Here is a 14,503-nt window from a genome sequence, read left to right as displayed (position 1 = left end):
GGCATAGCGTACATGCGTAAGATGAGGGCACGCGTGGCGCCGGTTGCCAGAGCCAGGCGAGGTTGGCCTCAGGTTGCCCGGCGCCTCGAACCCAACAGGAAGGGACGTGCGCGATGGCGAAGAAGATTCTCATGCTCTGCGGCGACTTTACGGAGGACTACGAGACGATGGTGCCGTTCCAGGCGCTGTCGATGCTCGGCTACCAGGTTGACGCCGTGTGCCCTGACAAGAAGGCTGGCGACACCGTGGCGACGGCCGTTCACGACTTCCTGGGCGAGCAGACCTACACCGAGCTGCGCGGTCACAACTTTGCGCTGACGGCGGACTTCGACGCCGTTGACCCAGCTGACTACGTGGGCCTGTTCATCACTGGTGGTCGCGCGCCCGAGTACATCCGACTGAACCCGCGCGTTCTCGAGATCACGCGTGCGTTCTTTGCCGAAGGCAAGCCCGTTGCGGCCATCTGCCATGGCCCGCAGGTCCTGACGGCCGCCGGTGTGCTCAAGGGCTACAAGGCCACGTGCTACCCTGCCGTGAGCCCCGATATCGCGCTGGCCGGCGGCGAGTACGTCGAGGTCGGTGCTGACGAGGCAGTCGTGGACCGCAACCTCGTGACGTCGCCCGCGTGGCCTGGCAACACGGCCATCTGCCGCGAGTTTGTCAAGCTGCTCGGCGCGAAGATCGAGATCTAGGCAGACAAGCTTTCGACGAGTCTGGTTCCGCCGGTAGAATTACGCCTTGCACCCGGCGAACAATGCGCCCCGAGGTTGCTTCTGGCACCCGGGGCGCTTTCGTGTCGATGGCGCTGCGCTGCCGTCTCGGCGCAGGCGACGTACTGGTTCGAGGGAAGGGATTGCCATGGACGCGATGGACATACGTTTGGCCGAGATCGAGGCAGCCGACCGGACGGAGGAGCTCGTTGGCGCCCTCATGGACGTGTGGCGCTCGTCGGTCGAGGCGACGCACGACTTTCTGACGCCTCCCGAGATCGACGCCATCGCCGGCTATGTGCCGGGTGCCCTGCGGGAGATCCCGCGGCTCGTGGTGGCGTGCGTGGATGACGCCGGCGCTCCCGTCGCCTTTGCGGGCGTGGCAGAAGACTCGCTCGAGATGCTGTTTGTCGCGCCCGAGATGCGGGGCCGGGGCATCGGGGGTCGTCTGCTGCGCCATGCCGTCGAGCACCTGGGTGTACGCCGTCTTGACGTCAACGAACAGAACCCGCAAGCGCGCGGCTTTTACGAGCACGAGGGCTTTTGCGTTGTCGGGCGCTCGGAGACCGACGCTCAGGGTGGACCATATCCCATCCTTCACATGGAGCTGGGCCGCGCCTAACGGTCTCTTGCGCACTGACGTGGCTTACGCCTTGCGCGGCCGTGCCGGTTCGGGCAGCACGCCGGTGCAGTGGGGGCAACGCGTGGCGCCTTCCTTGATCTCTTCGAGGCAGAACGGGCACACGGGTGGCTTCTCCTTCTCGGCGTCCTTCTTGTTTGAGCCCAGCAGGCTGTCGCCGAGGCTTTGGGCCTTGTTGACGGCCTTCACCAGCAAGAATACGACGAGTGCCACGATGAGGAAGTTGATGACGGCGCTCAGCAGCGCGCCGAAGTCTATCTCAGTTCCGGGGATGACGAGCCCTGAGATCTGGTCTGCCCCGCCCCCGGCGATCACGGCGATGAGCGGGTTGATGATGTTGTCGGTCAGCGACGTCACGATGCCCGTGAACGCGCCGCCGATGATGACGGCAACGGCTAGGTCGACGACGTTGCCGCGGTTAATGAACTCTCGGAACTCCTGAAAAAATGCCTTCATGTGCTGTGGCCTCCCTGTCTGATTTGGACGTCTTTCTACGGACGGTTGCATGCTTGTATGGTGCTTCAATCGAGTAGAATGCTGACCCACTGACTAGGCGGGGCCTTTCCCGGCTGTCTCGATTTCATCGCACGCCCACCCGAAAGGAACTGCCGACCATGGGCATGGACTTCAAGCGCCGCCTTCCCAACCCGCAGGAGATAAAGCAGGAGATGGCCCTGGGGCTGCTCGAGCGCGCCCATAAGAAGCAGCGCGACGCTGACATCGCCGCTGTCATGACGGGCGCCGACCCGCGCAAGCTGCTCATCATCGGCCCGTGCTCGGCTGATCGCGAGGACGCCGTCGTCGACTACTGCACGCGCCTCGCCGACCTGCAGCAAGAGGTTGCCGACAAGCTCATCCTCATACCGCGTCTCTACACGAACAAGCCGCGCACGCTGGGCATCGGCTACATGGGCATGCTGCACCAGCCCAACCCCAACGGCGAGCCGAACCTCCTCGCCGGCATTCGCGCCATCCGTCACCTCAACCTGCGCGTCATCGAGGAGACGGGCCTGTTCGGCGCCGACGAGATGCTCTACCCCGAGTACCACCGCTTCATCAGCGACCTGCTGTCCTACGTGGCCGTTGGCGCACGTTCCGTCGAGAATCAGGAACATCGCCTCGTCGCGTCGGGGCTAGACGTCCCCGTGGGCATGAAGAACCCTCCAAGCGGCGATGACTCCGTGATGCTGAATGCCATTGTTGCGGCTCAGGCGCCCCATTCGTTCATCTACCGCAACTGGGACGTCGAGAGCACGGGCAACCCGCTCGCCCATGCCATCCTGCGCGGCTATGTGGGCGGCGACGGGCGACAGCACCAGAACTACTCCTACGACCATCTCTTCGACCTGGTGCAGGCCTATGGCGAGCGCAACCTTGCCAACCGCGCCTTCATCGTCGACACGAACCACGCCAACTCGAACAAGCGCTGGGCCGAGCAGCCCCGCATCGCCAAGGACGTGCTGCACAGCTGCTCGCTCAACCCGGACATCGCCGGCATATTCCGCGGTTTCATGATCGAGAGCTATCTGGAGGATGGCTGCCAGAAGGTCGGCGGTGACGTGTACGGCCAGTCGATCACCGATCCCTGCCTCGGCTGGGAGAAGACGGAGCGTCTCGTGCGGGAGATCGCCGAGCTCGTATAGCCTCGTGCGGGTCGGGCGGCGCGAGGTCTCCCGGCCCGCTACTTGAGGAGGTCGGCGACGGTGATGCTGACGGCGTCGTCCCAGATGCCGACCGGTACGGGCTCGTCAAACGAGTACATGGCGAGCGGGCCTGTCTCAGCGTCGAAGCGGCAGACTGTTGTTTGCGAGCTGGCCGGGTCGACGATCCAATATTCGTGCACGCCGGCTGTTTCGTAGAGGCTGCATTTCGTGAAGTAGTCCCGCTTTTGGCTCGAGGGGGAGACGACTTCGACAACGAGGTCCGGCGCGCCCTCGCAGCCACGTTCTGAGAGCTTGGCTGGGTCGCAGATGACGGAGACATCCGGCTCTACGTAAGTGGAATCATCGGCGTGCAGGTTGACGGCGAACGGGGCGGGTATAACCCTGCATGGACCTCCTGCCGATGCGACGTAGTTTCCGAGCTCGCGAACCAATCCGGACACAATTACCTGATGCGTGTAGCTTGGCGGAGCGATATCGTAAAGCTTGCCGCCGATAAGCTCGGCACGCGTCCCGTCCGGAAGGTTCCAGTAGTCGTCTGCAGTACAGCTCGTGGAGGCATCGATGTTCAGAAGCGACATGGCGACCTCTTCTGTGCATGCAAAGTACTCTCATGTCCATTATACCCCGCAACGCAGGATGCCTGAGAGCGATCCCAGGCCACGCCATGAAGCAAACCTAAGTGTCCTATTGATAGATTTTCTTGTGATAAGCACTGAGGGATTGAGCGTCGGGTGTTTAGCACGGGGCTCCGTGCGGTAGAACTCTTCGCAAAGAAAAGGGCGCGCGTGCGCACTGGAAGGAGCCGTACGACCATGGCTGTCAAGGAGTTCAAGACCGAGAGCAAGAAGCTGCTCGACCTCATGATCAACTCGATCTACACGAACCGCGAGATATTCCTGCGCGAGATCATCTCCAACGCGTCGGATGCCATCGACAAGCTCGTTTTCAAGGGGCTGACCGATCCGTCTCTGCAGGTGAACCGTGCTGGCCTGGGCATCGAGGTCGCGTTCGACAAGGATGCCCGCACCATCACGGTCACGGATAATGGTATCGGCATGAGCGCCGAGGAGCTCGACCGCAACCTGGGCACGATCGCCCACTCGGGCAGCGAGCAGTTCAAGAAGGACCTCGCTGCGCAGGAGCAGGCGGCCAAGGACGGGGACGCGAAGGCGACTGACGAGGATACCGAGGTCTCCGAGGCCGAGGAGGCCAAGCCCGTTGGCGGCAAGGAGGTCGACGTCATCGGCCAGTTCGGCGTCGGCTTCTACTCGAGCTTCATGGTTGCCGAAAAGGTGCGCGTCGTGAGCCGTGCGTTCGGCTCCGACACGGCGAACGCCTGGGAGTCCGACGGCCTCAACGGCTACGAGGTCACGCCGGCTGCTGCGGGCGAGCTCGATGGCCCCGACGATCACGGCACGATCGTCACGCTGCACCTGCGCCCCTCGACGGCCGACGACAACACCGACGAGCTGCTGAGCGAGTGGAAGCTCAAGGGCCTCGTCCGCAAGTACTCCAACTACATCCACTACCCCATCAAGATGGAGGTCTCCAAGCGCCGCGAGCTGCCGAAGCCCGAGGATGCCGGCGACGACTACAAGCCGCAGTACGAGAGCTACACCGAGCTTGAGACCGTCAACTCCATCACGCCTATCTGGACGAAGCGTTCTTCCGAGGTCACGCCCGAGGAGTACAACGAGTTCTACAAGACGGCGTTCCACGACTTCGCCGACCCGGCGCGCGTCATCTCGTTTCACGCCGAGGGCCGCATCAGTTACGATGCGCTGCTGTTCATCCCGTCTGCGGCTCCGTTCGATCTGTACAGCAAGGACTACGAGAAGGGCCTGGCGCTCTACCAATCCAACGTGCTCATCCAGGACAAGTGCGCTGAGCTACTGCCCGACTACTTCAACTTCGTGCGTGGCATCGTGGACTCACCCGACGTGTCGCTGAACATCTCGCGCGAGACGTTGCAGCAGGACGCACAGCTCAAGGCCATTGCGCGTCAGGTCGAGCGCCGCGTGCGCACCGAGCTGCGCAAGATGCTGACCGACGATCGCGCCGCCTACGAGACGTTCTTCGGCAACTTTGGCCGCGGGCTCAAGTTTGGCATTTACGCGAGCTACGGCATGAAGGCCGCCGAGCTGGGCGACCTGCTGCTGTTCTGGAGCGCCAAGCTCGGCAAGCTCGTGACGCTGCGCGAGTACGTTGACGCGATGGCAGATGGGCAGGACAAGATCTACTACGCCGCGGGCGACGCGCGCGAGCGCCTCGAGAAGACGCCGGCTGTCAAGGCGGCGCTGGGCCACGGCTACGACGTGCTGCTGTGCACGGAGGACGTCGACGACTTCATGCTGCAGGCCATGCGCGTATACCATATCGATGAGATCCCTGCGGTCGAGGACGACGCCGAGCCGACGCCGGCGCGCGACGTCGAGTTTGCCAACGTGGCCGACGCCAAGCTCGACCTGGCGACTGACGAGGAGAAGCAGGAGGCCGAGAAGGCTGCCGACGAGAACAAGGCGCTGCTCGACGCCGTGAAGGAGGCGCTGGGTGACAAGGTATCCAGCGTGAGCGTCGCGGCTGGTCTTGGCGACACGCCTGCGGTCGTGACGGCCGAGGGTCCCATCTCGCTCGAGATGGAACGCGTCATGGCGCAGGGTCCCGAGGCAGGCTACGCTCCCAAGGCCCAGCGCGTGCTCGAGCTCAACGCGAGCCATCCCGTCTTCGGCAAGCTTGCTGCGGCGCAGGCCGCGGGCGATGCCGACAAGGTGGCGCTCTACGCCGGCGTCCTGCTCGACCAGGCCCTGCTTGTGGCAGGCCTGCCGGTCGAGGACCCGGTGGCGTTTGCTGAGAACGTCTGCAAGCTCATGTAGGGTCTGCGCGGACCACGGCACGGCATCTGCGGCGTTGCCGATGGACTCGCCGTCGTACGCGTCGCCCATCGGCGCCTTGCATCTGCCGCACCGTGGCCGCGCAGACGGGGCGACTTGGACCGATCGGGGTACCTGTGGCCTTATGACTGTGCCCCGGCGGGAGGGGTGTGCGCCCCCCGCCGGGGCTGGATGGCCAAAATCTTGCGTTATGAAATCTCGTGCTACAAAACCTCGTTTCATGCACGATGAGAGCGACTTGCTAGGGTAATTCATAGATCGTTTACCTGCGGTGATACAAATAGACGTGACTGTGTTATCGGTCGATACGCCACGTATTCGTACATAAGACACGAAAACGTAGCAGCGAAATTCACGAAGCCCGGTTTTGTAACATGAGGCGCCGCCACGGGGGCCAGTACCGGAAGACCCTGTCCGTTGCGTTGAGACGGCGCCGCCTGCGGGATTGCGCCGGAAGTCGGCGTCGTCTCGCACGAGCCGTGGTACCGTATCCGCGACCGCAGATGAGCCGGCGTGGGCTTGCTTGGAAACGGGATGCGCCGGCGGGTCACCGACACCGAGACACGATTGGATGGGTCCGATGGATCTGTATGGCGACAACCGGGCGTTTGGCAGCGAGCGCACGGAACTTTGTGATAAGCGCTGGGTCGACCCCGCGTCGGGCGAGGGCGAGGCGTTTCCCCGTGGTACGGCAAACCTGCTGCAGGTTGTGACCGTACGCAAGGACGGTTCGCAGCGCACGGCGTTCGCATTTCGCGTGGGCGGCGAGGGAGACGTTCCGGCTGAGGCCTCGGCAGAGCCGAAGGGCACGCAGGCCGAAGAGCGGGCCAGCGATGTTTCTGCGAGCGAGGTGGCACCCGAGAATGCGCAGGCCGACGAGGCGGGAGAGGCCTCCGCTCCCGCTCCTGCCGAAAGCGACCCGCAGGCCGTCGGGGCTCTGAAGGAGGCGGTCGACCTCGTCAATCGCATGCTTGACCAGGCTGGCGAGCTGGCGCGCCACGAATTCGGATACGTGGGCGGCATCCAGGTGGGCGTACCTCAGGAGGGCGCCGGCTATACGTATGTGACGGTCGTCGCGCGTGACGCGCACGGTCAGCCCAGCGCCGCCCCGTTGCACCTGCATATGGAGACGAGCAACGAGCCCGGCTGCCCCGACTCGCTGAGCAGCAAGATCGAGTACAGCCTGGATGGCACGCCGCTTCGCCTGCTGCTCGTCGAGTATGGCGACCAGTATTCTTGCCGCGTCGTCGTGAACGTCAACGAGAAGTCGGGCAAGCTCTCTGTCCAGAAGGTTGAGGAGTTCAAGGGCGCTGAGCAGCGTCCGCACCTGCTGTACAAGCGCGGTTGGACGCCCGGTTCGAAGGAGGATGGCGAAGGCGGCCGCGGTTCGCGCGACCGGGACCGCGGAGGGTTCCGCGGGCGTGACGAGCGCCAGGGCGGTCGTGGCGATGGCCGACGAGAGGGCCGAGGCCCTCGTGGCGGAGAACGCGAGCGCTGGGACGATCGCGGGTGGGATGACCGCGGCGGGCGCGGTGGCTGGCGGGACGACGATCGCCGCTCGGGTGATCACGACCGTGGCAGCCGTTGGGGCTCTCGCAGCGACGCCGCACGCCAGGGTGGGCGCGACGAGCGCAGGGGCTGGGACGACCGCTCGCGTGATGACCGTGGCGGCCGAGGCGACTGGCGTGTCGAGCGAGAGGGCTCGCGCGATGGCTGGGGTCGTGACGACCGTGGGGGCCGAGGTGATTGGGGCCGTAGGGACGCCGATGGGCGAGAGGGTCGTTCTTGGCGAGAGGCCGACGCGCGCTCCGACCGCGGGGATAGGCGCGGCGGGGGCCGCTGGGGCGCCGGCGATCGCGACGCCCGCGGCGACCGCCCAGGTCGTTCTGACTGGCGCTCGGATCGCGACGCTCGCGACGGAGACGGCCGGGGCACGCGCGGCGATCGCGGAAGCTGGTCGGGCGATCGTGGCGGGCGCGACCGTGGCCCGCGCGACGACCGGGGCGGCTCTCGCGGACGCGGCGGCGACGATCGCCGTGGACGTCGCGATTCGTCCGGCTGGAATCGCTAGGCTGGTGGGGCTGGTGACAGCCCCTCATATTGCATGACGTCACCAAAGGCGGCCCGTTGGAGTTCTTTTCCGGCGGGCCGCTCTTTTCTGTGGTGACGGGCGCGTCAGGCGAAGCCCAATGGGCACGGCCGCAAACGCTTTGCTCGCGCCGGGGGATGGCGGGGTGGCCCGCCAGGATGTCTCGCCCCGTACCTCCTCGCGTGGCATCCCGATGGGGGACGCGGCGGCACACCTCGCGCCGCCTGCAACGATGCGCGCTGCATGGCATAATGCGGCAAGCTGCGGCAATCGGGCCCAGCTCTCGGCTTTCACGGCAGGACGGTAGGCACACCATGAGCGACTCGTACACCATTCTCAAGCACAGGGCCATCTTTGACCTGTACGCCATCAAGGAGGACGGCGACCCGTTCATGGCGGCAGCCGAGCAGGTTGTCGCGTGGTTTGTCGAGAAGGAGAAGCGCTACGAGGGCAGCCCCATCGCCGAGGACTTTGCGCGGCGAGGCGCCTTCCCGCAGGCGCTGGACTACCACATGCCGAGCGACTACGACGGCGGCGACTATGACGCCGACGAGTGGCCGGCCCTCGCCTGCGCGTCCGAGCGAGACGAGGCGAACGTCCTCACGGGCTGGGTCGTGGAGTACGATGAGCCCGACGGATCGCACGACGACCGCCGCTGGCATACGATCGTGCGCCTGAGCCGAACGGATGCTGGCGCCTGCCGAGTCGAGATGCAGACGACGTGCCGGCCCATCGCCGAGCTCGCCGAGCCGCTGCCGACGACCATCGCTGCTCCGGCGCTGCTGCGCACGATCATCGCCCTGCCGTGGTTTGTCGCCAAGGTGGGTCCGACGCAGCTGCAGACGGTGCCGAACAAGCTGACGGTTCAGACGTTCGACCACTTTTCCGCCGCCCTGACCGATGCGGGGCGCCGCATCCCGCTCGTTTTGTTCTGCACGGGCTATGACGGCAAGATCCCCGAGCAGGCCAAACAGCTTGCCCGGCGCGCTCTGGGTACGGCCAACGTGTATGTGCTCGACTGGTCCAACGAGCCCCTGCGCGCCAAGCTCGAGGCACTGTTCGAGCGCGGAACGGCGGCTGACCAGTATGCCTGCCCGCGCAACTCGTGCCGCATGTACATGCCGGGCATCGACCTGACGAATCCCAACGCGTCCATGTCCCACGAGAGCTGGAACCGCGAGGCGCTCCAGGAGCTGCGTCCCTCGCAATTTGCCGAGCGGCTGGCGCGGCGGTTCATTCCCTCCGAGGTCGTCTGGGGTATCGCTGGTGCTCCCCAGGCTTCCCAGGGTGAGGCTGCGGAGTAGCGCTTCGCGGCCGCGCCTACTTCTCATATGTGGATATGCGCGGGGCTCTGGTGCCGTTTGTGACGCCGGGCCCCGCTTTGTTTACATGCGTCCCTGTTTTGCAAACGTGCCATGTGACCTGCGACATTACCGAGAGCTTACATTTTCTTTACGAGAAGCGGCAGCTGCGCTCGATATGCTAGCTAACGCTTCTCTTACGGAGTCCTTACGCCATAGTTACGAATGCTCGACGGGTCGCAGTCCCATAATAAGGAAGTCCTCACGCGTCTTCCTCTGCGCACCCCGGCGCCCGTCTCGCGTGGCGCCCGACTGTCGGATGTCGCACGACCGAGGATAGAAGGCCGCATGGAGATCGCAACGCTCGTCATCGTGGGCATGGTCATCGTGACTGCCCTCGTTTTCGACTTCACGAACGGGTTCCACGACACGGCGAACGCGATGGCCACATCGATCGCAACGGGTGCGCTCAAGCCGCGCACCGCCGTCATCGCCGCGGCCATCCTCAACCTCGTGGGGGCGTTTCTCTCCACGGAGGTCGCCAAGACGATCTCGGGCGGCATCATCAACGAGCAGGCCGTAACCATCGCTCCAGAGTTCATATTCGCGGGTCTCGTCGGCGCCATTCTGTGGAACCTGACGACGTGGCTTGTCGGACTGCCGTCAAGCTCGTCGCATGCGCTGTTCGGCGGGCTCGTCGGCGCCGTCATCGTGGGCGCGGGTGTGCAGGGCATCAACTTCGGCATGGTTGTCGTCAAGGTGCTCATCCCTGCGCTCGTCTCGCCCGTCGTGGCGGGCCTTGCATCGTTCTGCGCGATTCGCATCATCCTCGCTATCGTGCGTGGCATGGACGCGCGCGCCGTGGAGAGCGGCTTCCGTCATGGCCAGACGATCACGGCGTGCCTCGTGGCCCTGTCGCACGGCACGAACGACGCCCAGAAGACGATGGGCATCATCACGCTGGCCCTGATCTCCATCGGTGCACAGCCCTCGGGTTCCTCTCCCGAGCTGTGGGTTGTCGCCGTGTGCGGCCTTGCCATCGCGCTGGGCACCTATTCGGGCGGTTGGCGCGTCATTCGCACGCTGGGCAAGGGGCTCACCGAGATCGGGACGCCACAGGGGTTTGCGGCGGAGGCATCGTCGGCTGCGACCATTCTTGTCTCGTCGCACCTGGGCTTTGCGCTCTCCACGACGCAGGTGTGCTCCGGCTCCATTATCGGCACGGGCCTGGGTGCCAAGACGCCGGTAACGTGGTCGGTGGCGGGACGCATGCTCGTCGCGTGGCTCGTGACGTTCCCGTGCGCGGGCATTGTGGCCGCCCTGGCCTGCGCCTTGGCTAAGACGGGCCTGATCGGCACGTTCGTCGTAGCGCTGCTTGCGGCCATCGTCGCCCTGGCTATCCTACGCCTGTCGAAGCGCAACCCCGTTACGGCGACGAACGTCAACGACGCCTCCGCCGTGTCGATCGAGCCGTAACGTCTGAATGCGAAAGGGGGATCACGAATGGTAGCGGAAGAGATCGGCAGCTTTGTGCTCGTGCTCGTCGTTGCCGTGTGCGTGGCCGGCGCCATCAGCGCTCTGTATGCTACGGGCCTGCGCCTGTGGGGCGCGGGCGGCGGAGAGGCGGGTGCCAACCGTCCCGTTGCGATTGCGTGCTTCGCGGGATGTGTCGTGATTGTCCTGTTTGCGCTTTGGCTGATGATCCCAGCGTTTCACTGAGGTCTACATACCCAGTTCGCACCCGAAGGAAGGCAAGAGATGATAGACATCTTGGTGGGTATCGACGGGAGCGAACGCGGCGAGCGGGCACTTGTGTGGGCGTCGCTCTATGCCCGGCGTGTACAGGGCGGGCTGACGCTTCTGACGGTGGTCGACCCCAGCGCGGCTCGACAGGTTGGCGTGCAGGCCGAGGAGGCGGTTCGCTCGGCCGAGAAGGCCCTGGCCGCCAGGCGTGACGAGCTTGTTGCCAGATGCCCCGGCATGGCGGTGGAGGCGCGGGTTGTGCAGGGTAAGCCCGTCGACGGGATCGTCGATGCGGCCGCGGGCCACAGCATGATTGTCGTGGGCACGCACCACGGCCTGAGCGTGGGCGAGGCCATCGGCGGGGCGAAGGGCCTGCGCGTGTCGGTGTCCGTCAGCATTCCCACCGTTGTCGTGCCAGCCGGATGGGCGCCCGAGGACGAGGGGGCCGGCATTGTCGTGGGCGTGGGCCCCGACCAGGTGAGCGAGAACGCCGTGACCTTTGGCGTTCAAGAGTCGCTCTCGACAGGGGAGCCACTTGAGCTCGTGTCCGTCTGGGGGCTGCCTCCGTTTCTTGAGGTGCCGGCGGAGGTCATGGGCGGCGGCGTCGGTCCGGTGGGCGTGTCATTTCAGCACAAGCTGGACGACCGGGTGCGCCTTCTGGGGGATACCCACCCGGGCCTGTGCGTGAGCGGCCACGCCGTCGAGGGCTCGTCGCCGGCAAAGGCGCTTATCGAGCGCAGCCGAGGCCATCGCATGCTCGTGCTGGGCACCCACTCGCGCACGGCGCTGGGGCGCGCCCTGTTTGGCTCGACGGCCCATGCCGTGCTGCTGAGCCCGAGCGTCCCCACCGTTGTTGTGCCACTGCCGTAAGGCTACATCGGCGCGGGCTTCTTGGCTGTGTGCCGACAGGCGGCTGTCGTGCCCAGCGCGCCACTTGGGCAGGCTGCCACACACGCCCCGCAGCGCACGCACTCCGGGTGGTTGGGCGTCTGAGCGGGATTGACCTGCATGGGACATGCTTTCGCACAGGTCCCGCACCTCGTGCACGTATCCGCATCGACGCGATGCCTCAGCACGGCGATGGGGTTGAAAACGGAGTACACGGCGCCCAGTGGACAGAGGTATTTACAGAACGGTCGATAGACGATTATCGAGAGCGCGATAATACCGATAAGCAGCGCGACTTTCCACGTGTAGAGCCATCCGATGGCCCCGCGCAGCGTCTCGTTGAGCGCGACGAGCGGGATGCCGCCCTCCAGCGTGCCGACGGGGCAGAGTAGCTTGCAGAACCACGGGGCGCCCTGGCCAAGCAGGTCGACGGCGAACAACGGCAGCAGGATGACGAACACAGCCAGGATGACGTATTTGAGCTTGCGGAGCAGCCGGTCGCCGCGGAACGTGCTGACCTTGCGCAGAGGGCGGGGCAGCGGGATCTTGTGCAGCAGCTCCTGGATGAGGCCGAACGGGCAGAGGTATCCGCAGACGAAGCGCCCGACGAGGGCGCCGACGAGCATGAGGAAGCCGGCGACGTAGAACGTCAGGTGAAATCGAGAGCTGCCGATGACGGCCTGCAGCGCGCCGATGGGGCACGACCCCAGCGCGCCGGGGCACGAGTAGCAGTTGAGACCGGGCACGCAGAGGCTCTTGAGCGAGCCCTTGTAGATCTTCCCCTGCACGAATCCGATGAGATAGCTGTTCGTGAGCAGCGCCCATGCGGCCTGGATGCCGTGCCGGCGCCAGGGTCCGCGCGGGCGGTGCGAGGACGTGCAGTCCTTGAATGATCCGGTGCACATGGGACGCTTGCCTCCGTTCGAAAACGCTGGGGCATGGGAACCTTGGAGACCGAAGTCGCATCCGGGACCGCAAGCTCAGTCTGTGCTTTGGGCTCTGTCGCGCGCCTACCCGATGCCGATGCACTCGAGGCAGATGGCGACAGCCTTGCGCAGCACGACGACGGCCTCTCCGCGCCAGACGCCGACGGCCATGCAGGCGACGCCTGCCAGCGCAACGAGCGGCCCGACCCACCAGGGCACGCCTCTCAGGTGGATGCCCCTGGGCGCGGGCTGCCCGGCGGGAGGCGTCGCGTTGTGCTCGACGGCTTTCATCGCCGCGCCCCTAGGCCTGATCCTCAAGGGCGGCGAGTTCCTGCTCGATGACCTGCTTCCAGCCCTCGAACGTGCGTGCGCCGGCATACGTCTTCCCGACGATGTTGCCCTCGCTGTCGACGAGGAAGCTCTCGGGGAAGCTCTCGATGCCGGTGAGCCTTCCGTTCATCTCCGAGGCGTCGGGCACGATCAGCGGGAACTGCACGCCGCTCACGCGCTTGAGCCTCTGCGCCTGTTCGACTGCCCACTCGTCGAGATTGCCCTTCTCGGTGACGGTGTCGAGCACGACGCCCACGACGTTGACGCCGCTCTGCTCCATGGTCGCGCGCAGCTGCTCGAGCTCGGGCATCTCCTCGACGCACGAGGGGCACCACGTCGTGAGCACGTTGACGAGCGTGAGCTTGGCGCTGCCAAACAGCTCGCGGGAGTCGATGGCCGCGCCCTCGACGTCGGTCGTCGTCCAGTCGCCGACAGAGGAGACGCCCTCGATGCGGCCGACGGAAAATGCCGTGAGCGTGTCGGAGGGGTCGAGCTCGCGCATGGCGGAGATGGTCGTCTCGATGCCCGTGAGCTGGGTAATCTCATCGGGGCTTGCCTGTGAGCTCGTGCTGAGGTAGTAGACGTACGCGCCGTCGGGGCTCTCGCCGAGCTTCGTGTGCTCATCGCAGCCGGTGAGGTCGTCGAGCTGGCTTTCGTAAGCCTTCTCGTAGGCGCCGAGCGTGCCGATGCGGCGCAGCTCGCTTCGCCATGCTTCCGGGTCGACGGTGGATACCTCGCGCGTCTTCTGCTCGTCGGTCAGCGCGCAGAAGACGAGGTGGGCGTAGCGGATGGCCGTCCAGTCGTCCGTGTAGCTTTCCTGGGCGAACGCAAAGACGTCGCGGCTCGCCATGGCGTCCTGGAGGCTTTGCGGAAGCTTAGCCGTGAGGCCGAGGTAGGGGTAGCTGAGCTCAGGCTGTTCCTGGATGCCGGTGTCGGCGGGGCGGAACGTGACGGCGGTGCCCGACGTGGACTCGCTTTCCTTCTCGCCGGTATCGCCCTGCTCGTCGAAGCGCTCGATCTCGGTGGAGGCGTCGGGGATGAACGCGGTGGAGTCGACCTCCTGCGTGCTGGCAGTACTTGCGTCCGGGGACGTTGGCTGGCTCGCGTCGGGAACTTGCTCCGTGGGGCCGCAACCGCCCAGCAGCGCAAGCGACAGCGCGGCGCCTGCGAGTCCCACCGGGACGAGGGCACTCCTGTGGGCGTGGGTCTTCGTGGACGTCCTGGCCATGGAGGGTCTCCTTTTGCTCGAAGTTGACGTGATTATGATGCCAGGGGCTGCATGAAGTCCACGCCCGGTTTGCCTCGACAGCGCGTCGAATGC

14 protein-coding genes are annotated in these 14,503 nt (G+C 65.5%); 9 read left to right on the top strand and 5 right to left on the bottom strand.

Features of this window, described 5'->3' with window-relative positions; genetic code table 11:
• Positions 1–113: 113 nt before the first annotated feature.
• Both KHZ24_05660 and KHZ24_05655 read left to right on the top strand, forming a co-directional pair.
• The gene (locus KHZ24_05660; protein MBS5450684.1) at positions 114–692 is read left to right on the top strand and encodes a DJ-1/PfpI family protein; all 579 of its coding nucleotides are present in this window, start codon (positions 114–116) and stop codon (positions 690–692) included.
• A 175-nt stretch (positions 693–867) separates the two neighbouring features.
• Entirely contained in the window at positions 868–1,332 is a 465-nt protein-coding gene (locus tag KHZ24_05655) for a GNAT family N-acetyltransferase (protein MBS5450683.1), read from the top strand.
• Positions 1,333–1,356: 24 nt separating this feature from the next.
• Here KHZ24_05655 and mscL read toward each other — a convergent pair whose 3' ends face one another.
• Positions 1,357–1,806, bottom strand: coding sequence for a large conductance mechanosensitive channel protein MscL (gene mscL, locus KHZ24_05650; GenBank protein ID MBS5450682.1), 450 nt, complete (start codon positions 1,804–1,806; stop codon positions 1,357–1,359).
• A 158-nt stretch (positions 1,807–1,964) separates the two neighbouring features.
• Between mscL and KHZ24_05645 the strand changes: the two genes are divergently transcribed.
• Positions 1,965–2,993 (top strand): 3-deoxy-7-phosphoheptulonate synthase, encoded by a 1,029-nt coding sequence (locus tag KHZ24_05645; protein ID MBS5450681.1) that lies wholly within the window; start codon positions 1,965–1,967, stop codon positions 2,991–2,993.
• Between the two features lie 38 nt (positions 2,994–3,031).
• Here KHZ24_05645 and KHZ24_05640 read toward each other — a convergent pair whose 3' ends face one another.
• Positions 3,032–3,592 carry a Uma2 family endonuclease gene (locus KHZ24_05640; protein ID MBS5450680.1) on the bottom strand — a complete coding sequence of 187 codons (561 nt, stop codon included), beginning with the start codon at positions 3,590–3,592 and terminating at the stop codon, positions 3,032–3,034.
• A gap of 234 nt (positions 3,593–3,826) precedes the next feature.
• Here KHZ24_05640 and htpG point away from each other — a divergent pair, with 234 nt between their 5' ends.
• From htpG to KHZ24_05610, 6 genes are all read left to right on the top strand, one after another.
• Positions 3,827–5,887, top strand: coding sequence for a molecular chaperone HtpG (htpG, locus tag KHZ24_05635; protein ID MBS5450679.1), 2,061 nt, complete (start codon positions 3,827–3,829; stop codon positions 5,885–5,887).
• A 589-nt stretch (positions 5,888–6,476) separates the two neighbouring features.
• On the top strand, positions 6,477–7,976 hold the full coding sequence (locus KHZ24_05630) for a hypothetical protein (GenBank protein MBS5450678.1): 1,500 nt from the start codon (positions 6,477–6,479) through the stop codon (positions 7,974–7,976).
• 332 nt (positions 7,977–8,308) lie between these two features.
• Positions 8,309–9,298, top strand: a complete 990-nt coding sequence (locus KHZ24_05625; GenBank protein MBS5450677.1) for a hypothetical protein — start codon at positions 8,309–8,311, stop codon at positions 9,296–9,298.
• A 345-nt stretch (positions 9,299–9,643) separates the two neighbouring features.
• The gene (locus KHZ24_05620; GenBank protein ID MBS5450676.1) at positions 9,644–10,771 is read left to right on the top strand and encodes an inorganic phosphate transporter; all 1,128 of its coding nucleotides are present in this window, start codon (positions 9,644–9,646) and stop codon (positions 10,769–10,771) included.
• A gap of 27 nt (positions 10,772–10,798) precedes the next feature.
• Complete coding sequence (locus tag KHZ24_05615; protein ID MBS5450675.1) at positions 10,799–11,014, top strand: hypothetical protein; 216 nt, start codon at positions 10,799–10,801, stop codon at positions 11,012–11,014.
• A gap of 39 nt (positions 11,015–11,053) precedes the next feature.
• Positions 11,054–11,908 carry a universal stress protein gene (locus KHZ24_05610; protein ID MBS5450674.1) on the top strand — a complete coding sequence of 285 codons (855 nt, stop codon included), beginning with the start codon at positions 11,054–11,056 and terminating at the stop codon, positions 11,906–11,908.
• A 2-nt stretch (positions 11,909–11,910) separates the two neighbouring features.
• On the opposite strand, the gene KHZ24_05605 is transcribed toward KHZ24_05610, so the two are convergent.
• The 3 genes from KHZ24_05605 to KHZ24_05595 all read right to left on the bottom strand — a co-directional run bounded on the left by KHZ24_05605 (position 11,911) and on the right by KHZ24_05595 (position 14,410).
• Positions 11,911–12,831, bottom strand: coding sequence for a 4Fe-4S binding protein (locus KHZ24_05605; GenBank protein MBS5450673.1), 921 nt, complete (start codon positions 12,829–12,831; stop codon positions 11,911–11,913).
• A 105-nt stretch (positions 12,832–12,936) separates the two neighbouring features.
• A complete protein-coding gene (locus KHZ24_05600; GenBank protein MBS5450672.1) occupies positions 12,937–13,086 on the bottom strand; it encodes a thioredoxin in 150 nt (49 codons plus the stop codon).
• A 67-nt stretch (positions 13,087–13,153) separates the two neighbouring features.
• On the bottom strand, positions 13,154–14,410 hold the full coding sequence (locus tag KHZ24_05595) for a TlpA family protein disulfide reductase (GenBank protein MBS5450671.1): 1,257 nt from the start codon (positions 14,408–14,410) through the stop codon (positions 13,154–13,156).
• Between the last annotated feature and the right edge of the window lie 93 nt (positions 14,411–14,503).

The sequence above is a fragment of the Coriobacteriia bacterium genome, from assembly GCA_018368455.1.
GTDB lineage: Bacteria > Actinomycetota > Coriobacteriia > Coriobacteriales > UMGS124 > JAGZEG01.
The sequence above is the reverse complement of the archived record's forward strand: the minus strand, read 5'-3'. Positions and strand labels throughout refer to the sequence as shown.